We start from the raw sequence: 21787 nt of genomic DNA, 5'->3' as shown, positions 1-21787 counted from the left end.
CGCCGGGCCGTCTGCCGGCACCGCGGACGGGCCGCACCTGGCGGACCGTCCCCGGTGACGGGGTGCCTAGCTGAGCGTGGCCGTGTCGATCACGAAGCGGTAGCGCACGTCGGAAGCCAGAACGCGCTCGTAAGCCTCGTTGATCTTCTCGGCCGGGATGACCTCGATCTCGGCGCCCAGGTGGTGCTCGGCGCAGAAGTCCAGCATCTCCTGGGTCTGGCGGATGCCGCCGATCATGGAACCGGCGAAGGAGCGCCGGCCGCCGATCAGGGCGAACGCGTTGACCGGCAGCGGCTCGGCGGGGGCGCCAACGTTGACCATGGTGCCGTCGAGGCGCAGCAGCTGCAGGTAGGAGCTGATGTCGATCGAAGCGCTGACCGTGTTGATGATCAGGTCGAAGCTGCCGGCGAGCTCACTGAAGGTGTTCTCGTCGCTCGTGGCGTAGTAGTGGTCGGCGCCCAGCTTCAGGCCGTCTTCCTGCTTCTTCAGCGACTGCGAGAGGACGGTCACCTCGGCGCCCATGGCGTGGGCGAGCTTGACGGCCATGTGGCCCAGGCCGCCCAGGCCAACGACGGCGACCTTCTTGCCGGGGCCGGCGTTCCAGTGCTTCAGCGGGGAGTAGGTGGTGATGCCGGCGCACAGCAGGGGAGCGGCGACGTCGAGCTCGATGCCCTCCGGGATCCGCACCACGAAGTCTTCGGTGACGACGACGTGGGTAGAGTAGCCGCCCTGGGTGATGGTGCCGTCACGGTCGACGGCGCCGTAGGTGCCGGTGTTGCCCTTGAGGCAGTACTGCTCTTCGCCGGCCTGGCAGTTCACGCACTCGCCGCAGGAGTTGACCATGCAGCCGACGCCGACGCGGTCACCGACGGCGTGCTTGGTGACGGCGGAGCCGACCTCGGTGACAATGCCGGCGATCTCGTGGCCGGGAGCGAGCGGGTAGGACTGGGGGCCCCAGTCGCCGCGGACGGTGTGGATATCCGAGTGGCAGATGCCGGCGAACTTGATCTCGATCAGGACGTCATGGGGTCCGACGTCGCGGCGTTCGATCGTGGTGGGGACCAGATCGCCGGTGGCGGACGGTGCGGCATAAGCGTTAACGGTAAGCATGTATCTCCAGTGTGTATCTGTGATTCGTTAGCGGTCTGGGGAGAATCAACAACAGCTGCCGGCGGGGGATCAGCCCAAGGCTGCGCCGGAATGTGCCCCCGGCCGGCGAACCGATCGGAGCCACAGTGGGAGACAACAGCGCACCCGGCGGGATTGTTCCGCAGTGTGCTGATTAATTTTTTTTGACGTCCGACGCCGGTGCCGCGTGGAAGGCGGGTCAGGCGCGTCCGCGGGCCATGTCCGGGTGGACGCGGACGAACTCGATCCGGTTGCCGGAGTTGGTCCGTGCCTTCGGTGTCCGGGAGAAGCCCTTCGCGTCCAGGTTGTTTCCGGCCCGGAACTCGGCCAGCGACCGGTCGTAGGCGGCGTTGAGGTCCCGTCCGGTGAACTCCGCGGTGGAGCCGTCGCTGAAGGTGATGGTGACGGGGGTGCCGGCCGGAAGGTGCCGAGGCATCCGGATGAAGCCCTCGGCGTCCTGCTGGAAGTGCATCAGGGGGTCTGCTCTCTGTGGGGACGGGCTCAGCGCCAGCCCAGTTGCGGGGCGACGTGCTTGAGCACGGACTCGATGACGTGGGCGTTGTAGTCGACGCCCAGCTGGTTGGGGACGGTCAGCAGCAGGGTGTCGGCCGCGGCGATCGCCTCGTCCTCGGCCAGTTTGGCGGCAAGTTCGTCCGGGGCTCCGGCGTAGGAGCGGCCGAAGATCGCCCGGGTTTTTTCGTCGATGTTGCCGATCTGGTCCGAGCTGCGCCGGTCACGGCCGAAGTAGTGCCAGTCCCGCTCGTCCGTCAGGGCGACGATGCTGCGGCTGACCGACACACGGGGTTCGCGCTGGTGGCCGGCGTCCTTCCAGGCCTGCCGGTAAAGCTCGATCTGTTCGGCCTGCTGGATGTGGAAGGGCTTGCCGCTCTCGTCGTCCTTGAGTGTGGAACTCTGCAGGTTCATGCCGAGTTTCGCGGCCCAGACCGCGGTGGCGTTGGAGCCGGAGCCCCACCAGATCCGCTCACGGAGCCCCGCCGAGTGCGGCTCAATCCGCAGCAGCCCCGGCGGGTTCGGGAACATCGGCCGCGGGCTCGGCGCGGCGAAGCCCTCGCCCTTCAGTACCTCGAGCAGCCGTTCGGTGTGGCGGCGGCCCATGTCGGCGTCGGATTCGCCGTCCGCCGGGGTGTAGCCGAAGTGCCGCCACCCGTCGACGACCTGCTCGGGTGACCCGCGGCTGATGCCGAGCTGCAGCCGTCCGCCACTGATCAGGTCAGCTGCCCCGGCGTCCTCGGCCATGTAGAGCGGGTTCTCGTAGCGCATATCGATGACGCCGGTGCCGATCTCGATGCGGCTGGTCCTGGCGCCGACCGCCGCCAGCAGCGGGAAGGGAGAGGCGTACTGCTGGGCGAAGTGGTGGACGCGGAAGTAGGCGCCGTCCGCGCCCAGTTCCTCGGCCGCGACGGCGAGGTCGATCGCCTGCAGGAGCGCATCCGAGGCGCTGCGGGTGCCGGACTCCGGGTGGTCGGTCCAGTGGCCAAAGGACAGGAAGCCAATGTTTTTCACATCAGCCCCAACGCGCCACCGGGGGTTCCTATTCCGTCCGCACAGCCCGTTCTGCGGGTGGGGAACGGCGGCGTGCGGCCCGGTGCGCCGGGGCGGGGAGAATGGAAGTGTGACTGCCCCCGCCAGGAATCCCCGCTTCCATCGCCGTCCCTTTGACATGGGTGCCATCGGCGCGGGCCTGGTATTCGCCGGGTCCCTGGGAGAGCTGGCCGGGGCGCTGGCGGCCGGTGGCCCCGGTGCTGCCGCGGTGGTGGAGGCGCCGCCGGGGACCGGAAAGACCACGCTGGTGCCCCCGTTGCTGGCGAACCTGGCACTGGCCGGCGACGCGGCCGCCGCCCCGAACGGGGCGCCCGCCCGGATCGTGGTCACCCAGCCCCGCCGGGTCGCCGCCCGCGCCGCAGCCCGCCGCCTCGCCGCCCTGGACGGCAGCCCGCTGGGGGAGCGGGTGGGCTACGCGGTACGCGGCGAGCGGCGGACCGGCCCGGACACGCTCGTGGAATTCGTCACCCCGGGGATCCTGCTGCGTCGCCTGCTCGCCGACCCGGGACTGGAGGGGACCGCCGCCGTCGTGCTGGATGAGGTGCACGAACGAGGGCTGGAGACGGATTTGCTGCTGGGCATGCTGGCCGAGGTGCGCCAGCTCCGCGGCGACCTGGCCCTGGTAGCAATGTCCGCCACCCTGGACGCGCGCCGCTTCGCCGAACTGCTTGGGGACTCCGATGCCTCCCCGGCCGTGCCGGCGCCCGTCGTCGGCTGCCCCAGCGCGCTCCATCCGCTGGAGGTGCAGTGGGCGCCCGCGCCGGGACCGCGGCTGGACGCCCGCGGTGTGACGCGCTCCTTCCTGGACCACGTCGCGGACACGGCGGCCGCCACGCACGCCGCCGCCGTCGCCGCCGGGGACGATCTCGACGCGCTCGTCTTCATGCCGGGCGCCCGGGAAGTCACGCACGTGGCGTCACGGCTGCGGGGACGGACGACGGCGGAGGTGCTGGAGCTGCACGGCCAGGCCGACCCCGCGACCCAGGACCGGGCGGTGTCCGGGCGCGTCCCCGGCGGGCAGCCGCGGATCATCGTCAGCACCGCGCTCGCCGAATCATCCCTCACCGTCCCGGGCGTCCGCCTGGTGATCGACTCGGGCCTGGCCCGCGAACCGCGCCGCGACGCCGCCCGCGGCATGACCGGCCTGGTCACCGTGTCCTGTTCCCGGGCGTCCGCGGGCCAGCGGGCCGGCCGTGCAGCGCGCCTGGGCCCGGGCCGGGTGGTGCGCTGCTACGACGAGCGCAGTTTCGGTGCCGCCCCCGCGCATGTCACCCCGGAAATCACCGTCGCGGATCTCACCGGGGCCGCCCTGGTGCTCGCCTGCTGGGGTTCCCCCGAGGGCCGCGGCATGGCGTTGCCGGATGCCCCGCCGGCCGCGGCGATGGCCGACGCCGTCGAGGTCCTGCGGGAACTGGGCGCCGTCGGAGCCGACGGCCACGCCACCGGCCTCGGCCGCACCCTGGCACGCATCCCCGCCGACCCGCGGCTGGGCCGCGCGCTCCTGGAGGGCGGTACCGCGGTGGGCCCCCGAGCGGCCGCCGAGGCCGTCGCCGCCGTGTCCGGCGGCCAGCGCGCCCCCGGGGCGGACCTGCCCGGGCTGCTGGCGGCACTGCGCTCGGGCAGGGATCCCGGCGCGCGCAGTTGGGCCGACGAGGTGCGGCGGCTGGAGTCGATCGCCCGTACCGCGGGCGCGGGTGGCCGAATTGCGCCCAAACCGGCGCCCTCCGCCGCCGCGGAGACCGGGAAGAAACCGGCCGGCCCGGGGGTGCCCGGTGAGGAGGCCGGCCACGTCGTCGCCCTCGCCTTCCCCGACCGGGTGGCGCGCCGGGTGCCCGGCCCCGGCGACCGTTACCTGCTCGCCTCAGGCACCCGCGCCGCCCTTCCCGGCAGCAGCCGCCTCGCCGGGCAGGACTGGCTCGCCGTCGCGGAGGTCAGCCGCGCCGACGGGCATGAGGCTGCGGGCACCGGCGCCGTTATCCGCGCCGCGGCGCCCCTCGCCCCGGCAGATGCCGAAACCGCCGCCGCGCACCTGCTCACCGACACGGTGGTCGCGGCTTTCGACGGCGGCCGGGTGACCGCCCGCCAGGAACGCCGGCTGGGTGCGATCGTGCTGTCCTCCACCCCGGTGCGTCCGACGCCGGAAACGGGCCGCGCGGCCGTGGGCCGCGCCCTCGCCGGGGCGGGGCTGGGCGCCATCGGCTGGTCACCGGCCTCGGATGCGCTCCGCCGCCGGCTGGCTCTGCTGCACCGGGAGCTCGGCGCGCCCTGGCCGGATGTCTCGGAGGAGGCCCTGTTGGCCCGGCTGGAGGACTGGCTGGCGCCCGAACTCGAGGCGCTGGCCGCGGGCGGCCGGACTGCCGGTGTCGACCTCCTGGACCCGCTGCGGCGGCTGCTGCCCTGGCCCGAAGCGTCGCGCCTGGCCGAGCTGGCGCCCGAATCCCTGAAGGTTCCCAGCGGCTCGATGGTCCGCATCGATTACCCCGCGGCGGACGACGACGGCGGCCGGCCCGTCGTCGCGGTCAAGCTGCAGGAGTGCTTCGGCTGGGATCGGACGCCCCGGCTGGTGGAGGGCCGGGTGCCGGTGCTTTTCCATCTGCTGTCCCCGGCGCGGCGGCCGCTGGCGGTCACGGACGACCTTGCCTCGTTTTGGTCCGGGCCGTACGCCCGGGTCCGCGCGGAGATGCGCGGACGCTACCCTAAGCACCCGTGGCCGGAAGACCCGTGGACGGCCCCGGCCACCGCGAAGGTCAAGAACCGGATGTAGGCGCCTAGTGGGGCAGGTGCTCCTGGTCCCGGTGGGCCGCCGGTTCGAGCTGGAAGGTGGAGTGCTCCACGGAGATGTCGAAGTGTTCGGCAACGCAGCGCTGCAGGTCGGCCAGGATGGTCGCGGCGTGGCCGTCGGTGAGGCACTCGTCCTCGAGCGTGACGTGCCCGGTAATTACCGGGGTGCCGGACCCCACCAGCGAGGCGTGCAGGTCATGGACGTCGATCACGTGCGGCAGTGCCAGGATGTGGGTCCGCACCTGGCCCAGGTCGAGGCCCTTAGGGGTGCTCTCGAGCAGGACGTGCACGGTCTCCATCAGCAGTTTGAGCGTCCGCGGGATGATCAGCGCACCGATCAGCAGGGACACCAGCGCGTCGGCCCGGGTCCAGCCGGTCCAGGCGATCACCAGGGCGGCGACGATCACCGCCACGGAGCCCAGAGCGTCATTGAGCACCTCGAGGAACGCGGCGCGCATGTTGAAGTTGTGCTTCCGGCCGGCGGCCAGGACCAGCAGGCCCACGGCGTTGCCGGCCAGGCCGATCACGCCGAACCAGAGCATCAGCGAGGAGCCCACCTCGGGCGGCTCGAAGAGGCGCCGGATGCCTTCGACGATCACGAAGGCGCCCACGATCAGCAACAGCCCCGCCTGCAGGGCCGCGGCCAGGATCTCGGCGCGCTTGAAACCCCAGGTCCGCTTCATGGTGGCGGGCCGGAGCGCCAGGGACGCCGCGATCAGCGCGATCAGCAGGCCGGCCGCGTCCGTGAACATGTGTCCGGCGTCGGCCAGCAGGGCCAGGCTGCCCGAGAGCACCGTGCCGATGATCTCCGCAACCATGACCAGGACCGTGATGCCGAAGACCAGCAGCAGCCGGGTGCGGTTGCCGTCGGCGTCGACGGCCTGCGAGTGGTCGTGGTGCCCGCTCACGGCGTGCAGTCCTCGTCCGGGCAGGTGCAGATGGGCTCCACGGTGAGAATGACCTCCAGCAGATCCCCGAGGGCGTGGGCGAGCCTGGCGTCCGAGAGTTCGTAGCGGACCTTGCGTCCGGCCGGCTCGGCGACGACGAGGCCGCAGTCCCGCAGGCAGGCCAGGTGATTGGAGAGCATCTGCCGGCTCACGCCGAGGGACTCGGCCAGCTCGCCCGGGAACGCCGGCCCGTCCTTGAGCCTCAGCAGGATCGAGGACCGGGTGGGGTCCGCGAGCGCCTTGCCGAACCGGGCCAGGACGCCCGTGCTGGTCAGTGTCTGCATGCGAAAATACTACAGCGATTTCTGTACTGTCGCAGCGGTCGGTGCCTGTGCAGCGTCCGGTGTCGGGGGCTAGCCGGCCTCGGCGCCGTCCCAGGCGACGTGCACCCAGCGCTGTCCCTCGTCGTCCCAGGATTCCGAGTGGCCCAGCAACGCCAGGTCCTGAAAACTGACCTCGATGCCGTCGCGCTGCAGGGTGTCACGGAGTTCGTTGGTGGCCTCGCGGACGGCGGACGTCACCGCCTCCGGGTTGTCGGACTCGATGGGGCGGGACGCTTCATAGGGTTTCGTCATGGGACCCATCATTCAGGCTCGGCGCGGATAAGGGAACAGCTGAAGGACCAGCGCCGTCCCCGATCAGCCGGGCGCCGTTGTCCCAGCACACGGCCCGCAGCCAGGCGTCGTCGAGCCGCGGCTCCCGGTCCCGCAGCCGTTCCAGCGCCTCCAGCTGGTGGGCGTAGGGATAGGGGATGTTGGGGAAGTCGCTGCCCAGCACCACCCGGTCACCGAGGTCCGCCAGCCGGGGGAGCAGGCCCGCCGGGAACGGGGTCACGGACTCGAAGAAGTCGGTGAAGGCCATGGTGGTGTCCAGGTGGACGCCGGGGTAGCGGTCGGCCAGGTCCAGGAACTCGGCGTACTCCGGGGCGCCGAGGTGGGCGACGACGGCGGTCAGGTCCGGGTGGCGGCGCAGCACCCCCTCGAGCTTGTCGGGGCCGGTGAATCCGTGCCGGGGGACGGGGCCGGAGCCGACGTGGATGACGACGGGAATGCCGGCGTCGGCCAGGAGTCCCCAGGCCGGGTCCAGGATGGGCTCGCGCAGGTCGAAGCCGCCCACCTGGGCATGGATCTTGAAGACCCTGGCACCACGGGAGAGGGCCCGCTCCACCTGTCCGACCACGCCCTCCTCCGGGTAGAAGGTCGCGCTGGGGACGCAGTCCGGCTCGGCGGCGGCGAGGTCCAGGGCGAAGTCGGTGAGGTCCGTCGCCATGTCCGGCCGGTGAGCATAGGTCAGGGCGGTGAAGCGCCGGACGCCGAGGGCGCGGAGGGTGGCGAGCCGCTGGTCCTGCGCGGTGCGGTAGGTGATCGGCCAGGGCCGGCCGACCAGGGGGCCGGCCTCGTCGAAATGGGCCCAGACCCGGCGGAGCATCCGTTCCGGGAGGAAATGCGTGTGGATGTCGATCAGGCCGGGCAGGCCCAGCCGCTGCCACCACGCCGGCACGTCGGCGTCGGTGAGCGCTGCACGACCGTGCCCGCCGCTCACTTCCCGGTTCCTTCCGGGGCATGGGACCGGAGGAAACGGGCCACCGGTTCCGCCAGTCCCGCGCCGATCTGGTCCGCGGGGCGCTTCCTGCCGGCCACGGCGAAGGAGTGGTCCCCGCCCTCGACCCACTGCACCTCGGCGGAGGGCCCGATCCGGGCGGCAACCGTGTCCAACAGGTTCCCGGTGGCGAAGGTGTCCCGGGTGCCCTGCAGGAACAACATGGGCACGCTCACGCCGTAGAGGTGTTCGTCCCGGAGCTTCTCCGGCTTGCCCGGCGGGTGCAGCGGGTAGCCGAGGTAGACAAGGCCGGCCGCCGGCATCCCCTCGGCCACCGCCATGGACGCCATCCGGCCGCCGAAGGACTTCCCGGCCGCCCAGACCGGCTCGCCGGTGGAGCGTTCGCGTGCGGCAGCCATCGCGGCCCGCCACGTTGCAATGGCGACCGGCGGGCGGTCCGGGAACTTCCGCCCGGCCTCCCGGTAGGGGAAGTTGAAGCGGAGGGTGGCGACGCCGTCGTCGTCCAGGGCGGCGGTGAAGCCGGTCATGAAGGGGTGGTCCATCCCGGCGCCGGCCCCGTGCGCCAGCACCAGCGTGGCCACCGGGTGGTCGGGCCGGGCATAAACGGCGGACACCGCGGTGCCGTCCACGTCGATGCTCAGCGCCTCCTCAACCACGGGCACCTGCCGCCCGCGTTCCGGGGACCAGGGCCCTCAGCGCCCAGCCCGCGGCGCACACCAGGGGCACCGCGGCGGCCATCAGGACCACCGGGTTGGGTCGGAATACGCTCCGGCCATCGCGGCCGCCCGCATACACTCCCAGCGGCAGGACAAACCCGCCCCCGCCTCCGCCGGCCCCGCCGGGTTCCTCCCCGGATGCCGGCGCGCTGCCGCCGCCGAACCCGAAGGACACCAGCGCCACGGGCACCACCCGCTCTCCCGCGAGGTCGATCGGCTCGCCGTACGCCCGGGAGACCCCCACCGTCTTGAATGCGTCCGCCAGGGACGCCAATGCCTCAGCCATGGAAGCCACCCTAGCCAGCGGCGGCAGCCGGAGCCAGACGCCGGGCCGCGGCTCCCGTGGCGACCGGACCGGCGGCGACGCGTTCCCGGCGGGTGTCGCCGGGACCGAGCGCGGGGTAGCCTGCCCTCATGGCAAGGGAAGAGACGATGGTGACGGTTCCGGGTCCGCACGGCGAGCGGGAGGTCCGGATTTCCAGCCCGTCCCGGCTGGTCTGGCCCGCCGCGGGGGTGACCAAGCTGGACCTGGCGCGGTTCATGATCGACGTCGGCGAGGCATTCCTGGCCGCGAATGGGGACCGGCCCATCACCCTGCAGCGTTTCTCCGGCGACGTCGACGGCGAACAGTTCTTCTCGAAGAATCCGCCGAAGGGGGCGCCGGACTTCGTCAGGTCGGTGCCGGTGGTCTATCCCAGCGGACGGTCCCACCCGCAGCTGGTGATCGACGAGGCGGCGGCCGCAGTCTGGGCGGTGCAGATGAACACCGTGGTCTTCCACCCCTGGGCATCGCGGGCCGGGAACCCGGACAACCCGGACCAGCTCCGCATCGACCTAGACCCGCAGCCGGGAACCTCCTTCAGGGACGCCGTCCCCGCCGCCCGGGAGCTGCGGAAGGTCCTCGCCGACGTCGGCCTGGAGGCCTTCATCAAGACCTCCGGCAACCGCGGGCTGCACGTGTTCGCGCCGATCGAGCCGGACCACGAGTTCCTGGACGTCCGGCATGCCGTGATCGCCGCGGCCCGTGAACTGGAGCGCCGGATGCCCGAGCAGGTAACCACCGCCTGGTGGAAGGAGGAGCGCGGGGAACGGGTCTTCATCGACTTCAACCAGGCCAACCGGGACCGCACCATGGCCGGGGCCTACAGCCCGCGGGCGCTGCCGGGGGCGACGGTGTCCTGCCCGCTGACGTGGGAGGAACTCGACGACGCCGATCCGGCTGCCCTGACCGTGGCGACGGTGCCGGACCGGCTGCGGGCCACCGGCGACCCCTGGGCCGGAATGCACGCCAACCCCGGCTCGATCGATGGCCTGCTCGGCTGGTGGGAGCGGGATGCCGCGGCCGGCCTCGGCGAGCTGCCGTTCCCGCCGGACTTCCCCAAGATGCCGGGCGAACCGCCGCGCGTACAGCCCAGCCGCGCCAAAGCCAAGGACTAACCGGCGGCCGCCCGCCGCCGCTCCAGGACCACGACGTCCCGCCCGAAGGACAACACCAGCAGGCCGAGTGCGGCCGCGACCGCAGCGGTCGCCGCAGCCCCCGGGATGCCGGGCACCAGGGCGAACAGCAGGGCCGCCGGCTGCAGCGCGCCGATCACCTTCCGGGCGGCCGACGGCGGCAATGGCACGCGAAGCGGCGGCCGGACCCGGCCCGCGGCTTGGAACACGTAATAGAGAAGGCCAGATCCGAGCGCCCAGACGCCAAGGCTGCCCGCCACGGCGCAGGCCAGTACCAGCGTCAGTGCCGCGTCGGTGGCGGTGTCGAGGCGGGCGCCGTCGGCCGAGGCGGTCCCGGTCCGCCGCGCCACCGGCCCGTCCACGGCGTCCAGGGCGAAGGCCGCCGTCCCGACGGCGAGCAGCGGCAGCCCCGAAGGGCCGCCGGTCAGCAGCCCCGACGCGGTGAGCGCGGCGCAGCAAGCCACCAGCACCGCCCGGGCAAGGGTGACCCGGTCCGCGGGGGTACAGGACGGGACGGCCCGGCCCAGCAGGTTCGCGCCGGCTCCGGTCAGCACCGCCGCGCCGGCGCCCACCGCGAGCAGTGCGCCCCCGCCGACGGGAAGCGACGGGCCGGCGACCACGGCGACGGCACCGAGGTACGCCACGGCGGCCACGGAAACGTCGGCCACCGCCGGATGCGGGGCGGTCCGGAGTTCAGTCATGATGCGGCCATGGTATCGCCGCGGGCCGGTGCGGGGCCGCTGCCTAATGCCCCGACATCCCGGCACCGTGAGCTCCCTGAGGTCTCTGCACCCTAAAGTCGCGCTCACCGCGTTGGGCTCAGGCCGCCGTCGTCGTCCGTCCTCGACCGGCCCGGACGAACCCCGCGGCCGCCGCAACCGCGCCCAGGCCTTCCGCGGCGGCGCTGATCGACTTCTCCCAGAACCAGACCGGGTCGTACATAGCGGGGAAGGGACCGAACGCGGGGATATCGACGTAGCGGTAGAGCACCACGGCGGCGAAGGCGCTCAGGGAAACGAGGAACGCGAAGGCAAACGCCGCCCGGGAACCCCGCCAAAGGACGGCGACGGCGGCGAGCGCGGCGGCGGCCGCCTCGACGACAAAGAGCGTGCCCTGTCCGAGTCCCTGCGGCGAGCCGGCCTGGTAGCCGGGCGCCAGGTGAAGATGGACCCCGGCGTCGACGGCCAGGCAGCCGGCCGTCAGCAGCCGCAGGGCAAGGCCCCGGCTCCGGTGGCCGGCAACGCCCCGGTGTGCGGTGGCGCTCATTTGACCACCAGCGTTCCGTGCATGTTGGGGTGGAAGGTGCAGTGATAGGTGTAGGTGCCGGGCGTCCCCGGCGCGGTGAAGGTGGCCGTGCCGCCGCTGCCCTTGACCGTGACGTCGAAGGCGCCGCCCTGATCGGCGGTGACGGTGTGCGCGGCGCTGTCCGTGTTGGTGACCGTGACGGTGCTGCCCGCCGCCACCTCAAGGGTCGGGCCGTAGGCGAAGTTCTTGATGGTGATGGCGGCCCCGGCGGACGACGTCGTCGACGCGCCGGCAGAGGCCGCGGTGGTCGAAGTGCCCGTGCTTGTTGAGGCGGCTGTGCTCGTCGAGGTGCCGGCGGTGTCCATCGGCATGGGGGCGCTCGCGGAGGTGCCGGACGGGGGAGCCGTGCCGCCTCCCGAGCCGCAGCCGGCCACACCCAGCACCAGGGCCGCGAGCGCAGCGACGACGCCACATTTTCTTCCGGTGACCATGACCCACCTCCGGCGAATCAGTTGACCTGAGCAACCTGCCTTAATTCTGCTCCTCATCGGTGCGGATGGCGCCGGGCATTTTGACGGGTATTGCGGTGCGGGCGGCCGGGGCCGCTGCCGAGGGGTCCGACGTCCTAGCGTGAGCCCGGGCGGGCGGCGTCCCACTCCTCGCGGAGGATCGAGAAGACTTCCTTGTCGTAGCGGGAACCGTCAAACACCCAGCTGCTGCGGAGCACGCCCTCCGAACGCATGCCGAGCCGCCGGGCGATGGCGACGCTGCGCAGGTTGTCGGTCCGGCACCGCCACTCCACCCGGGACATGCCGCGTTCCTCGAAGGCCCATTCCATCAGCAGGGCGACCGAGCGGGTGACGAGTCCGCGGCCCACCGCGCCGGGTTCCAGCCAGCAGCCGACCTCGCAGATGCCCCAGCCGGCGTCGAAGGCCACGAACATGACGCCGCCAATGATGCGCTCCCCGTCCCAGAGGCCGTAGATGCGGGCGCCGTCGCGGGCGGTAGCCGTGGCGTAGCGCTGCAGGGTGGCCCGGGCGCCCTCGACGGTGTCGGTGACGAAAGCCGGTCCCACCCAGGGGCGGATGTGGTCCCGGGCCCGGTCCATGTGCTCGGCGAAGGCCGGGGCGTGCCACGGCTCCAGGGGTTTCAGGACAACGCCGTCCCGGACGGCCGTTTCAAACAGTGAAGAAGGCATGCCGGGAGCTTAGCTGATAGGCCGGCGCGGTCAGGCGGCCTTGACCAGGGGGAGTTCATCCCAGTGGGTGGTGTAGCGGGGGGAGAGCATGTCCCGCCTCATGCTCCAGTCCGGTCCGCCCCGTATACCGCCGAAGCCCAGTCCGATGGAGCCGCGGCCGTAGCGGCGTGTGATGTCCTCCACCAGGCTCCCGATGTGGCGTTCCTCGTGCGGATTCTCGAACGGGGACAGCGGTGCCTGGTTCCCGGTGGGCCGAAGGTCGGTGACCATGATGCCGGCCTTCGCGTACTTCACGCCGTCCACGATGCGCGGCAGCAGCGCATGCGCCGCCCGCGTCAGGATCACCGGATCCGCCGTCGGCATCGGCAGGACCACACTGACCGTGGGGAACGAGACGTCCCGGGCGTTGAAGTGCGAGGTGCCCGCGAACGCGGTGAGGAGCTTCGCCTGCAGTCCGTGCCGGGACAGCCGGGCGGAGGCCTGTTGCCCGTAGACGCTCAGGACCTGCCGGAACCCGGCTGCCGAAGTCAGCGGGGCGGAGAAGGAACGGGAGAAGATCAGTTGGTCCCGTCCGATGCGTTCCTCTTCCAACGGGATGCATGGGGTGCCCTGCAGTTCCAGGACGGTGCGCATCATGACCACGGAGAACCGGTCGCGGATCATCACCGGGTCCGCGCGGGCCAGGTCCAGGATCGAGTAGATGCCGAGGGCGTTGAGCCGCTTGGTCAGCCGGGTGGCGACGCCCCAGATTTCGATCACCGACAGGCTTCGCATCAGGCGCTCGCGGGCGGCGGCGGGCACGGACTCCCAGTGGCAGACGCCGTCGAAGGCAGGATTGTTCTTGGCCCACTTGTTGGCCAGCTTCGCCAGCGTCTTGGTGGGGGCGATGCCGACGCAGACGGGCACGCCGACGTTGCGCCGCACCGCCGTCTTCATCTGTCCGCCCAGCTCCAGCAGTTCCGCGGGCGTGCCCTTGACCCCCAGGAACGCCTCGTCGATGCTGTACACCTCCAGCCAGGCGGAGAACCGGCCCAGCAGCTCCATCACGCGGGCGCTGATGTCGCCGTAAAGTTCGTAATTGCTGGACAGGGCCACCAGCCCCCACTCCCTGGCCCGAGGGGCGAGTTTGAACCACGGCTCGCCCAAGGCAATCCCCAGCCGCTTCGCCTCGGGTGACCGCGTGACGGCACAGCCATCGTTGTTGGACAGCACGACGACGGGACGGCCCTCCAGGGCGGGGTTGAAGGCGCGCTCGGCGGACGCGTAGAAGCAGTTGACGTCCACATGGGCGATCTGGGGCAGCTGGCGCATCGGGGCGGGCCTGGCCATGACGGCGCCCTAGACCACGTGGAGGCAGCGCGTGGCGACGCCCCAGACCACGAGTTCGGACAGGGACGGAACCCTGATGTCCGGGTAGGCCAGGTTCTCGGCCTGCAGCACCACTCCGTTGCGGGTGATCCGTAACCGCTTGATGGTCAGCTCGCCGTCCAGGACCGCGACGACGACGGATCCGTCCACGGGTGTCAGCGCCCGGTTGACGATCAGTTCGTCTCCGTCGCTGATCCCGGCGCCCTCCATGGAGTCCCCGGAGACCCGGACCACGTAGGTGCTGGTGATGTCCTTGATCAGGTGTTCGTTCAGGTCGATGCGGCCGTCGAAGTAGTCCTGCGCGGGCGAGGGATAGCCGGCCGCCACCGGGACCGGCGAGATCAGCACCGAGAGGAGGGAAGTGCCCGCGTCTATCACGCGGGGTCCGATAATTGCGCCCACAACACACCTTAGTTCGAATATATGTTCGAATCTAAGTGTAAACCCGGGGGCGGACACTGGACCGGGGGAAACCCTTCGGTAGTAGGCTTCGGGGGTTGGCCGCGCCGGGCGGCCCGCTGTTTGGGGGTAGTGGTGGCACGAGCACGTTGGCTGACGGTTGTGGCTGTGGGAGCTGCCCTGTGCGGCGGGGCTGGGCAAGCCGTCGCGGCCCAGGATGTCGCGGCGCCGGCCGCCTTGGCGCCGGCGGAGGTGGTATCGACGGGCGGGACGCCGGTCGATGTCGTCGTTGGCCCGGATGGCACGGCCTACATCGGCGGCTACGACGGCCCCGGCGGGGTCCTGGTGATTCCGCCGGGCGAGCCGGGCCCTACGCGCCGGATCACGACCGGCCCCAACGTGGCCGGACTGGCCCTGGCGCCGGACGGAACGCTCTACGTGGCCCAGCAGCAGGGTGGCTCCGTCGGCGGGGCCGAGATCGGCGTCGTGCCTCCCGGTGCCGCGGCCGTCGCCCGGACCATCCCGGTGTCGAGGGGCAACCACCTGATTGCCGCCGGCCCTGACGGCACAGTGTATGTGCCGAACCCGGAGAACAAAACGGTGCTTGTCCTTGCCGCCGGGGGCACGGCGGTGGACCATGTCATCGGGGTCGGGGCGGGACCGGTGGAAGTCGCCGTCGGCGCGGACGGCACCGCCTACGTGGTCAACCAAATCGAGGGCACGGTCTCGATCGTTCCCGCCGGCCAGACCGCGGCATCCCACACGATTCCCACCGGGACGGTGGCCGGCACCACGGAGAATCCCCACGGCATCGCCGTCGCCCCGGACGGCACGGTCTACGTCACGAACATCAGCACGAACAAGGTTGCGGTCATCGGGACGGGGGCGGACCGGGTGGGCTACACCATCTATGTCCCCGGCGGCCCCACCGAGGCGGCGCTCGGACCCGACGGGACGCTTTACGTGTCGAGTGTCCTCACCGAAGGGATATCGGTGATCAAGCCCGGTTCCAGGACCGTCGATTCCACTATCCCGACCGAGGGACGCCCCGGGCACCTCGCGGTGGCCCCGGACGGTAGCATCATCGCGGCGACGCCGGGCACCGGCCTGGGCAACGGGTCGGTCTCCCGCTACGCACCGCCGGCGCCGGCCTCTGCTCCTGCGGGCCCGGCCGGCCCCGGGCTAGGGAACGGGACAGGAGTCGGTAACGCGGTGGGTAACAGTGCCGGGCCCTCACCGTGGAGTTCGCCCGGCGTCGTTGCGGGTGCCGGCGGAGTGGCGGTGATCGTCGTCGCCGCCCTGGTGCTGTTGCTGGGCCGACGCCGTTCCCTCAGAGCCGACGGAGCCGACGGCGACCTCACCGCCGAACAGGCGTCGGCCTAGGCCGTCTCGATCCAGTAGCGGCGCTTGCCGTTCCGGGTGTCCTCGTAGGCGCCGCCGTTCTTTTCGATCGTGGCGCGGGAGCCTGCGTTGTCTTCGTCGCAGGTCAGGAGTGCCCGCTCGATTCCCAGACCGCGGGCGATCGGCAGCGCCTCCGCCAGGGCGCCCGCGGCGTGACCGCGCCGCCGCGCCGACGGGCGTACGCTGTAGCCGATGTGCCCCACCTCGTTGAGGAGGAATTCGTTCAAGTGGTGGCGGACCGCGAGTGAACCGACGAATTCGCCGCCCTCGACAATCCAGAGATACGTACAGGGCACGTAGCCGGGCTTCCGCGGAGTCTCCGGTCGAGCGTCCCGGCGCAGAGCCTCCACAAAGTCGGCGAACGCCGCGGAACCCGTAAGGTCCGCGTCGGGCCGATGCTCTATCCCGCCGCCATCCTGGTGCGCGCCGTCGAACTCGGCAAAGGCCTCCAGCCAGGAGGCGTGATACGTGGTGTCGGGTGCGGTAAGCCGGGCCATGCCCCGATCCTAGCCGGGCCGGGGTGTAACCCTGTGGACCCGTGCGGCTACTCGAAGCGGGAAGGGTCACCCATGCCGCGGCGGACCACCTCGGCGGCGCCGCCGGAGAAGTCGATCACGGTGGTGGGCTCCGCGCCGCACTCGCCGGAGTCGATGACGGCGTCGACCACGTGGTCGAGCCGCTCCTTGATCTCCCAGCCCTGCGTCAGCGGCTCCTCCTCGTCCGGCAGCAGCAGCGTGCTGGAGAGCAGCGGTTCGCCCAGTTCCGCCAGGATGGCCTGAACCACGGTGTGGGCCGGAATGCGCACCCCCACGGTCTTCTTCTTCGGGTGCAGCAGCCGCTTCGGGACCTCCTTGGTGGCCGGCAGGATGAAGGTGTAGCTGCCGGGGGTCACCGCCTTGATGCTCCGGAAGACGTCGTTGTCGATCTGGACGAACTGTCCCAGCTGCGCGAAGTCCTTGCAGACCAGGGTGAAGTGGTGCTTGTCGTTCAGGTGCCGGATGGCCCGGATCCGGTCCAGCGCCTCCCGGTTGCCCAGCTGCGCGCCGAGGGCGTAGCAGGAGTCCGTCGGGTAGGCGATCAGGCCCCCGGACTTGAGCAGCTCCACCACCTGGGTGATGGAACGCGGCTGCGGGTTGTCGGGGTGGACATCGAAGAATCTCGCCATGGCATGAGCTTACGCCCGGCGGCGCGGGGCACATCCATTCCGGCCCGGGGGCTGTGTCGCGTTTCATTTGCGCCCGGATCGGTGCTACCCCTTGAGGGACACCGCGCGACGGACGCACCGATGCAGCACCGACGAAGAGGAGTAGTACATGACTTTGCCCCGGGATGAAGACAGCTCACTGCGGCACTGGAGCGCGCGCCTGATCCAGGCCCTGCAGATCCTAGACCTGGAGGTGGACCACGAGAAGCTCGTGCAGCTCGCCGACGAATCGGTCAAGGCCGTGGGTCCGCACGCCGACGCCGTCAGCGCCTTCATCGTTGGCTTCGCCGCCGGAACGGCGTCCACCCACGGGCGCAAGAGCGTCGACGAGGCCGTCACGGCCGCCGCGGACAAGGTGATCGAGCTGTGCGAGCACGGCGAAGAGGGCGGCCCGGACGAGAAGGGCTGGACCAAACGGGCCCAGTAGCCCGCACAAAACGCACAGGCAACAGCCGGCAGGCCGCATCCCCGAGGGGACGCGGCCTGCCGGCTTTTCCGGAGAGATGTTAGGCGGACACCGTCGCGCCGGGGGCGGCGTGCAGGCGTCCCGGGCCGTCCGGCTGCTGGTCCGCGCTGGCTTCGAGCCGCACGATGACGGCCTTCGAGATGGGCGTGTTGCTGCCCTCCGCGGTGTGGTTCAGCGGCACCAGGACGTTGGCCTCCGGGTAGTACGCTGCGGCGCAGCCGCGCGACGTCGGGTACGAGACCACGCGGAACTTGCGCAGCACGCGCTCCTCGCCGTCGTCGTGCACGCCGTGAATGTCCACGTACAGACCGTCCGCGAGCCCCAGCTCGGCGATGTCGTCCGGGTTGACGAACACCACGTGGCGGCCCTTCTTGATGCCGCGGTACCGGTCGTTGTGCCCGTAGATGGTGGTGTTGAACTGGTCGTGGGAGCGCATGGTCTGCAGGATCAGCGTGCCCTCGGGGCGTTCGACGTGTTCGAGGTAGTTCACCGTCAGTACGGCCTTGCCCGTGGGCGTGGCGAAGGTGCGCGAATCGCGGGGACCGTTCTCGAGGATGAAGCCGCCTTCCTGGCGGATCCGCTCGTTGTAGTCTTGGCAGCCGCCCACCACCCGGGAGATGTGGTCCCGGATCAGGTCGTAGTTCTTCTCGAAGCCGTCCCAGTCCGCCGCGATCCTGTCGCCCACCAGGGCCTTGCCCAGGCGGCTGAGGATCGCGGGTTCGGAGAGCAGGTGGTGGGAGACCGGTTCCACGCTGCCCCACGAGGGGTGCACGGCGCAGACGGTGTCCTCCACGGAAACGAACTGCTCGCCGGATTCCTGGATGTCGATCTCGGTCCGGCCCATCGTGGGCAGGATCAGCGCCTCGGCGCCGGTCACCACGTGCGAGCGGTTGAGTTTGGTGGAGACCTGCACGGTCATCTCCGTGCCGGCCATGGCGGCCTCCGCGGCGTTGGTGTCCGAGACGGCGGCCACGAAGTTACCGCCCATCGCCATGAAGAACTTGATCCCGCCTTCGCGCATCTTGTTGATGGTTTCGACGGCGTCCACGCCGTGTTCGCGCGGCGGCTCGAAGTCGAATTCCTTGCCGAGGGCCTCCATGAAGGACTGCGGCATCTGCTCCCAGATGCCCATGGTCCGGTCACCCTGGACGTTGCTATGGCCGCGGATTGGCGAGGCGCCGGCCCCGGGCTTGCCCATGTTGCCGCGCAGCAGCAGGAGGTTGATGATCTCCTTGATGGTGGCCACGCCCTTCTTCTGCTGCGTGACGCCCATGGCCCAGGTGATGATGACCTTGTCCGCCTTCAGGTACCGGGCGGCCAGCTCGTCGATCTCCTCGGAACGCAGCCCGGTGGCCTCCAGGACCTCCCGCTCGTCCAGCTGCGCGAGGTGTTCCTTCAGTTCGTCCAGACCCTCGCAGTGCTCGGCCAGGAACGCGTGGTCCAGGACCGTCCCGGGGTTGCGGGTCTCAGCGTCGAGGACGCGCTTGGAGACGGCCTGCAGCAGGGCCATGTCCCCGCCGATCCGGATGTGCATGAACTGGTCCGCGATGGAGGTCCCGTGGCCGATCACGCCGCGGACTTTCTGCGGGTTCTTGTAGCGGTGCAGCCCGGCCTCGGGGAGCGGGTTCACGGCCACGATCTCGCCGCCGTTGTGCTTGCAGTTCTCCAGCTCGGTCAGCATGCGCGGGTGGTTGGTACCCGGGTTCTGGCCCATGATGATGATCAGGTCGGCGTCGGCGTAGTCGTCGAAGTTCACGGTCGCCTTGCCGATGCCTATGGTCTGGCCCATCGCCCAGCCGGAGGACTCGTGGCACATGTTGGAGCAGTCCGGCAGGTTGTTGGTGCCGTAGCCGCGCACCAGCAGCTGGTAGAGGAAGGCCGCCTCGTTGGAGGTGCGACCGCTGGTGTAGAAGGACGCCTCGTCCGGGGAACCCAGGCCGTGGAGCTTGTCCGTGACGATCCGGATTGCCTCATCCCAGGAGACGGGGCTGTAGTGGTCTTCGCCGGCGGCCTTGAACACCGGTTCGGTGAGGCGGCCCTGCATGCCGAGCCAGTAGTCGGACCGGTCGCGCAGTTCGCTGACCGAGTGCTCGGACCAGAACGACGACGGAATCACCAGCGGCGTCGCCTCCCAGGTGACGGCCTTGGCGCCGTTCTCGCAGAACTCGAACGCCTTGCGGTGGTGCGGGTCCGGCCAGGCGCAACTGGGGCAGTCGAAGCCGTCCTTCTGGTTCATCTTGAGGACCGTTTTGCGGGTCCGGTTGGGACCCATCTGCTTGATCGCCGGCTCCATGGAGTGGTAGACGCCGGGAACTCCGGCCGCCCAGTGCTTGGGCCGGTCGCCGACCTCCAGGTCCTTTTCGTTCGGTTCCTGTACCTCAGGTGTCTTGCGAGCCACGACAACTTCCCTTCTGCAGACGCCGCCGTTAGCCCGGCGGCGGGCACAACTCCTCTACGCACCCTACCCGCCTACGTGAGACACGACTCCCAGCCGGACCGGAGCGCCGCGGGGAATCGGCGGGGGCGGCCTATTCGGCCGCGCGTTCGGCGAGCGTTGCCTGGATCTCCCGGCGCAGGACCTTGCCGATCAGCGAGCGCGGGAGCCGCTCCATGACCACCACCTGCCGCGGCACCTTGTACGCGGCCAGGTGTTCCCGCGCGAAGTCCCGCAGGGCTCCGGGGTCCACGGTGCCGCCGGCGTCGGGCACGACGGCGGCCACCACGTCCTCGCCGCCGCCGGGCCGGGGGACGCCCACCACGGAGACCTCCGCGACGCCGGGGAACCTGGCCAGGACGTCCTCGACCTCGGTGGGCGAGACGTTGAAGCCGCCGGTGATAATCAGCTCCTTGATCCGGTCCCTGATGGTCACGAAGTGGTCCTTGTCGACGGAGACGATGTCACCGGTCCGGAACCAGCCGCCCTCCAGCAGGGCCTCCTCGGTGTCCTGCGGGCGGTTCCAGTAGCCGGCGAAGACCTGCGGGCCGCGGATCAGCAGTTCGCCTTGGTCGCCGGGCGCCCGGTTGACGAGGACGTTCCGGGGATCGACCACGCGGACGTCGGTGAGCGGGAAGGGGACCCCCACGGTGCCGGGTTTGCGGCTCGGGCCGAAGGGGTTGCCCACGGAGATCGGCGAGGTCTCGGTCAGGCCGTAGCCTTCGATCAGGTACCCGCCGGTGGCCTTTTCCCAGGTCTCCACCGTGGCCACCGGGAGGTTCATGGCCCCGGAGATGGAGTACCGGATGCCGCGCAGACTCACGCCCCGGCGCTCGGCCTCCGCGGCGAGCCGGTCATAGATCGGCGGGACGGCGGGCAGGAACGTCGCCGGCGAGCGCCGGTGCGCCTTCAGGACCAGGCCGGCGTCGAACTTCGGGAAGAGCACCAGCCGCGCCCCGATGCTCAGCGAAAAGGTCATGCAGAGCGTGAGCCCGTAGGCATGGAACATCGGCAGGACGGCGTAGACGGTTTCCTTGCCGTCCTGGAGGCCGGGTACCCAGGCGCGGCCCTGCGCGGCGTTGGCCTGCAGGTTCGCGTGCGTGAGCATGGCACCCTTCGGTGCGCCGGTAGTGCCGCTGGTGTATTGCAGGACCGCCAGGTCCCCGGGCGCGGGCCGCTGGTGGCGCCGCTTGAGCCGCCCGGCGTCCAGCAGCCGGCGCCATGGCAGCACCTGCCGTTGAACGACGGCGGCCCGGGTTCCGCGCGCGGGCTTCCCGGCGGCCAGGGCGGCGCGTGCCTTCCGTGCGGAGGGCAGTGGAAGCCGCAGCGCCAGCCGTTTGCCCAGCGGCATGGCCGGGATCAGCTCGACCGACACCACGGTGCGGACGCCGATGTCCGCCGGCAGCCGCAGCACCCGGTCCACGGCCTTGTCCCAGACGATCGCGACGGTGGCGCCGTGGTCCTCGAACTGATGGCGCAGCTCGCGGTCCGTGTACAGGGGGTTGTGTTCGACGACGACGGCGCCCAGGCGCAGCACCGCGTAGAAAGCAACGACGTGCTGCGGGCAGTTGGGCAGGACCAGGGCCACCCGGTCCCCGGCGGCCACCCCCAGCTTCTGCAACCCGGCGGCCACACGGTTGATCTGCGCGCCGAGCTCCCGGTAGCTGGTCCGCGCCCCGAAGAACTCCAGCGCCGTCCGGCTGCCGTAGCGCCGAACGGACGCCTCCACCATGTCCACCAGCGACCCGGTGGGCAGCACCAGGTCGGCCGGAACGCCGTCGCTGTAGTGGGCGGTCCAGGGGCGGTCCGCCCACGGGAGGCCCGGCACCTGTGGTTCCGGGAGATTCTTCTGCTTCATGCCTGGTCCTTGCCGTGGGGAGGGGGTCCGGCCGCTGACGGGTCGGGGCAGTGGTTCGCGGAGG

General features: G+C 71.0%; 23 protein-coding genes. 4 read left to right on the top strand and 19 right to left on the bottom strand.

Annotated elements, in window-relative coordinates; all coding sequences use genetic code 11:
* Positions 1 to 66: 66 nt before the first annotated feature.
* The 3 genes from QWJ39_RS11585 to QWJ39_RS11575 all read right to left on the bottom strand — a co-directional run bounded on the left by QWJ39_RS11585 (position 67) and on the right by QWJ39_RS11575 (position 2652).
* Positions 67 to 1110, bottom strand: a complete 1044-nt coding sequence (locus tag QWJ39_RS11585) for an NAD(P)-dependent alcohol dehydrogenase (RefSeq protein ID WP_290257975.1) — start codon at positions 1108 to 1110, stop codon at positions 67 to 69.
* Between the two features lie 217 nt (positions 1111 to 1327).
* On the bottom strand, positions 1328 to 1600 hold the full coding sequence (locus tag QWJ39_RS11580; RefSeq protein WP_356903343.1) for a hypothetical protein: 273 nt from the start codon (positions 1598 to 1600) through the stop codon (positions 1328 to 1330).
* 29 nt (positions 1601 to 1629) lie between these two features.
* Positions 1630 to 2652 carry an LLM class flavin-dependent oxidoreductase gene (locus QWJ39_RS11575; RefSeq protein ID WP_290257974.1) on the bottom strand — a complete coding sequence of 341 codons (1023 nt, stop codon included), beginning with the start codon at positions 2650 to 2652 and terminating at the stop codon, positions 1630 to 1632.
* Between the two features lie 157 nt (positions 2653 to 2809).
* Between QWJ39_RS11575 and hrpB the strand changes: the two genes are divergently transcribed.
* On the top strand, positions 2810 to 5455 hold the full coding sequence (gene hrpB / locus QWJ39_RS11570) for an ATP-dependent helicase HrpB (protein WP_290258252.1): 2646 nt from the start codon (positions 2810 to 2812) through the stop codon (positions 5453 to 5455).
* A gap of 4 nt (positions 5456 to 5459) precedes the next feature.
* On the opposite strand, the gene QWJ39_RS11565 is transcribed toward hrpB, so the two are convergent.
* The 6 genes from QWJ39_RS11565 to QWJ39_RS11540 form a co-directional block, all read right to left on the bottom strand.
* A complete protein-coding gene (locus QWJ39_RS11565) occupies positions 5460 to 6380 on the bottom strand; it encodes a cation diffusion facilitator family transporter (RefSeq protein WP_290257973.1) in 921 nt (306 codons plus the stop codon).
* On the bottom strand, positions 6377 to 6703 hold the full coding sequence (locus QWJ39_RS11560) for a metalloregulator ArsR/SmtB family transcription factor (RefSeq protein WP_290257972.1): 327 nt from the start codon (positions 6701 to 6703) through the stop codon (positions 6377 to 6379). The genes QWJ39_RS11565 and QWJ39_RS11560 overlap by 4 nt, the downstream gene beginning before the upstream one ends.
* Before the next feature lie 69 nt (positions 6704 to 6772).
* The gene (locus QWJ39_RS11555; RefSeq protein ID WP_290257971.1) at positions 6773 to 6994 is read right to left on the bottom strand and encodes a hypothetical protein; all 222 of its coding nucleotides are present in this window, start codon (positions 6992 to 6994) and stop codon (positions 6773 to 6775) included.
* Positions 6978 to 7961, bottom strand: a complete 984-nt coding sequence (locus tag QWJ39_RS11550; protein ID WP_290257970.1) for an amidohydrolase family protein — start codon at positions 7959 to 7961, stop codon at positions 6978 to 6980. The genes QWJ39_RS11555 and QWJ39_RS11550 overlap by 17 nt, the downstream gene beginning before the upstream one ends.
* A complete protein-coding gene (locus tag QWJ39_RS11545) occupies positions 7958 to 8641 on the bottom strand; it encodes an alpha/beta family hydrolase (RefSeq protein ID WP_290257969.1) in 684 nt (227 codons plus the stop codon). Before QWJ39_RS11545 ends, QWJ39_RS11550 begins: the two co-directional genes overlap by 4 nt.
* Positions 8628 to 8981 (bottom strand): hypothetical protein, encoded by a 354-nt coding sequence (locus QWJ39_RS11540; RefSeq protein WP_290257968.1) that lies wholly within the window; start codon positions 8979 to 8981, stop codon positions 8628 to 8630. Before QWJ39_RS11540 ends, QWJ39_RS11545 begins: the two co-directional genes overlap by 14 nt.
* 128 nt (positions 8982 to 9109) lie before the next feature.
* Here QWJ39_RS11540 and ligD point away from each other — a divergent pair, with 128 nt between their 5' ends.
* Entirely contained in the window at positions 9110 to 10132 is a 1023-nt protein-coding gene (ligD, locus tag QWJ39_RS11535; protein ID WP_290257967.1) for a non-homologous end-joining DNA ligase, read from the top strand.
* Here the strand turns inward: ligD and QWJ39_RS11530 are convergent.
* From QWJ39_RS11530 to umuD, 6 genes are all read right to left on the bottom strand, one after another.
* On the bottom strand, positions 10129 to 10851 hold the full coding sequence (locus QWJ39_RS11530) for a CDP-alcohol phosphatidyltransferase family protein (RefSeq protein ID WP_290257966.1): 723 nt from the start codon (positions 10849 to 10851) through the stop codon (positions 10129 to 10131). The two genes, ligD and QWJ39_RS11530, sit on opposite strands and share 4 nt — an antisense overlap.
* A 118-nt stretch (positions 10852 to 10969) precedes the next feature.
* Positions 10970 to 11416 carry a hypothetical protein gene (locus tag QWJ39_RS11525; protein ID WP_290257965.1) on the bottom strand — a complete coding sequence of 149 codons (447 nt, stop codon included), beginning with the start codon at positions 11414 to 11416 and terminating at the stop codon, positions 10970 to 10972.
* Positions 11413 to 11886 (bottom strand): cupredoxin domain-containing protein, encoded by a 474-nt coding sequence (locus QWJ39_RS11520; RefSeq protein ID WP_290257964.1) that lies wholly within the window; start codon positions 11884 to 11886, stop codon positions 11413 to 11415. The genes QWJ39_RS11525 and QWJ39_RS11520 overlap by 4 nt, the downstream gene beginning before the upstream one ends.
* 134 nt (positions 11887 to 12020) lie before the next feature.
* Positions 12021 to 12593: a GNAT family protein gene (locus QWJ39_RS11515; RefSeq protein ID WP_290257963.1), complete on the bottom strand. Its 573-nt coding sequence runs from the start codon at positions 12591 to 12593 to the stop codon at positions 12021 to 12023.
* Between the two features lie 30 nt (positions 12594 to 12623).
* Positions 12624 to 13922, bottom strand: a complete 1299-nt coding sequence (locus QWJ39_RS11510; RefSeq protein WP_290257962.1) for a Y-family DNA polymerase — start codon at positions 13920 to 13922, stop codon at positions 12624 to 12626.
* A 9-nt stretch (positions 13923 to 13931) separates the two neighbouring features.
* On the bottom strand, positions 13932 to 14363 hold the full coding sequence (gene umuD, locus QWJ39_RS11505; RefSeq protein ID WP_290257961.1) for a translesion error-prone DNA polymerase V autoproteolytic subunit: 432 nt from the start codon (positions 14361 to 14363) through the stop codon (positions 13932 to 13934).
* 165 nt (positions 14364 to 14528) lie between these two features.
* On the opposite strand from umuD, the gene QWJ39_RS11500 reads away from it, so the two are divergent.
* Positions 14529 to 15743 carry a hypothetical protein gene (locus QWJ39_RS11500; RefSeq protein WP_290257960.1) on the top strand — a complete coding sequence of 405 codons (1215 nt, stop codon included), beginning with the start codon at positions 14529 to 14531 and terminating at the stop codon, positions 15741 to 15743.
* Here the strand turns inward: QWJ39_RS11500 and QWJ39_RS11495 are convergent.
* On the bottom strand, positions 15740 to 16258 hold the full coding sequence (locus tag QWJ39_RS11495) for a GNAT family N-acetyltransferase (RefSeq protein WP_290257959.1): 519 nt from the start codon (positions 16256 to 16258) through the stop codon (positions 15740 to 15742). The genes QWJ39_RS11500 and QWJ39_RS11495 overlap by 4 nt on opposite strands.
* Before the next feature lie 47 nt (positions 16259 to 16305).
* Positions 16306 to 16926 (bottom strand): L-threonylcarbamoyladenylate synthase, encoded by a 621-nt coding sequence (locus tag QWJ39_RS11490; protein WP_290257958.1) that lies wholly within the window; start codon positions 16924 to 16926, stop codon positions 16306 to 16308.
* 148 nt (positions 16927 to 17074) lie between these two features.
* Between QWJ39_RS11490 and QWJ39_RS11485 the strand changes: the two genes are divergently transcribed.
* Positions 17075 to 17392: a DUF6457 domain-containing protein gene (locus QWJ39_RS11485; protein WP_290257957.1), complete on the top strand. Its 318-nt coding sequence runs from the start codon at positions 17075 to 17077 to the stop codon at positions 17390 to 17392.
* A 79-nt stretch (positions 17393 to 17471) separates the two neighbouring features.
* Here the strand turns inward: QWJ39_RS11485 and QWJ39_RS11480 are convergent, their stop codons facing one another.
* Entirely contained in the window at positions 17472 to 19829 is a 2358-nt protein-coding gene (locus tag QWJ39_RS11480) for an FdhF/YdeP family oxidoreductase (protein WP_290257956.1), read from the bottom strand.
* 130 nt (positions 19830 to 19959) lie between these two features.
* Positions 19960 to 21723: a long-chain-fatty-acid--CoA ligase gene (locus tag QWJ39_RS11475; RefSeq protein WP_290257955.1), complete on the bottom strand. Its 1764-nt coding sequence runs from the start codon at positions 21721 to 21723 to the stop codon at positions 19960 to 19962.
* Positions 21724 to 21787 lie beyond the last annotated feature (64 nt).

The sequence above is a fragment of the Arthrobacter sp. YD4 genome (assembly GCF_030410515.1).
Taxonomy (GTDB): Bacteria; Actinomycetota; Actinomycetes; order Actinomycetales; family Micrococcaceae; genus Arthrobacter.
The sequence above is the reverse complement of the archived record's forward strand: the minus strand, read 5'-3'. Positions and strand labels throughout refer to the sequence as shown.

What these genes read in the sequence shown, in the direction of transcription:
- QWJ39_RS11510 (WP_290257962.1), bottom strand. Translation starts at nt 13,922, where the DNA reads ATGGCCAGGCCCGCCCCGATGCGCCAGCTGCCCCAGATCGCCCATGTG.
- QWJ39_RS11585 (WP_290257975.1), bottom strand. Translation starts at nt 1,110, where the DNA reads ATGCTTACCGTTAACGCTTATGCCGCACCGTCCGCCACCGGCGATCTG.
- QWJ39_RS11560 (WP_290257972.1), bottom strand. Translation starts at nt 6,703, where the DNA reads ATGCAGACACTGACCAGCACGGGCGTCCTGGCCCGGTTCGGCAAGGCG.
- QWJ39_RS11555 (WP_290257971.1), bottom strand. Translation starts at nt 6,994, where the DNA reads ATGACGAAACCCTATGAAGCGTCCCGCCCCATCGAGTCCGACAACCCG.
- QWJ39_RS11525 (WP_290257965.1), bottom strand. Translation starts at nt 11,416, where the DNA reads ATGAGCGCCACCGCACACCGGGGCGTTGCCGGCCACCGGAGCCGGGGC.
- QWJ39_RS11495 (WP_290257959.1), bottom strand. Translation starts at nt 16,258, where the DNA reads ATGGCCCGGCTTACCGCACCCGACACCACGTATCACGCCTCCTGGCTG.
- QWJ39_RS11540 (WP_290257968.1), bottom strand. Translation starts at nt 8,981, where the DNA reads ATGGCTGAGGCATTGGCGTCCCTGGCGGACGCATTCAAGACGGTGGGG.
- QWJ39_RS11580 (WP_356903343.1), bottom strand. Translation starts at nt 1,600, where the DNA reads ATGCACTTCCAGCAGGACGCCGAGGGCTTCATCCGGATGCCTCGGCAC.
- QWJ39_RS11485 (WP_290257957.1), top strand. Translation starts at nt 17,075, where the DNA reads ATGACTTTGCCCCGGGATGAAGACAGCTCACTGCGGCACTGGAGCGCG.
- QWJ39_RS11520 (WP_290257964.1), bottom strand. Translation starts at nt 11,886, where the DNA reads ATGGTCACCGGAAGAAAATGTGGCGTCGTCGCTGCGCTCGCGGCCCTG.
- QWJ39_RS11475 (WP_290257955.1), bottom strand. Translation starts at nt 21,723, where the DNA reads ATGAAGCAGAAGAATCTCCCGGAACCACAGGTGCCGGGCCTCCCGTGG.
- QWJ39_RS11515 (WP_290257963.1), bottom strand. Translation starts at nt 12,593, where the DNA reads ATGCCTTCTTCACTGTTTGAAACGGCCGTCCGGGACGGCGTTGTCCTG.
- QWJ39_RS11530 (WP_290257966.1), bottom strand. Translation starts at nt 10,851, where the DNA reads ATGACTGAACTCCGGACCGCCCCGCATCCGGCGGTGGCCGACGTTTCC.
- ligD (WP_290257967.1), top strand. Translation starts at nt 9,110, where the DNA reads ATGGCAAGGGAAGAGACGATGGTGACGGTTCCGGGTCCGCACGGCGAG.
- hrpB (WP_290258252.1), top strand. Translation starts at nt 2,810, where the DNA reads ATGGGTGCCATCGGCGCGGGCCTGGTATTCGCCGGGTCCCTGGGAGAG.
- QWJ39_RS11490 (WP_290257958.1), bottom strand. Translation starts at nt 16,926, where the DNA reads ATGGCGAGATTCTTCGATGTCCACCCCGACAACCCGCAGCCGCGTTCC.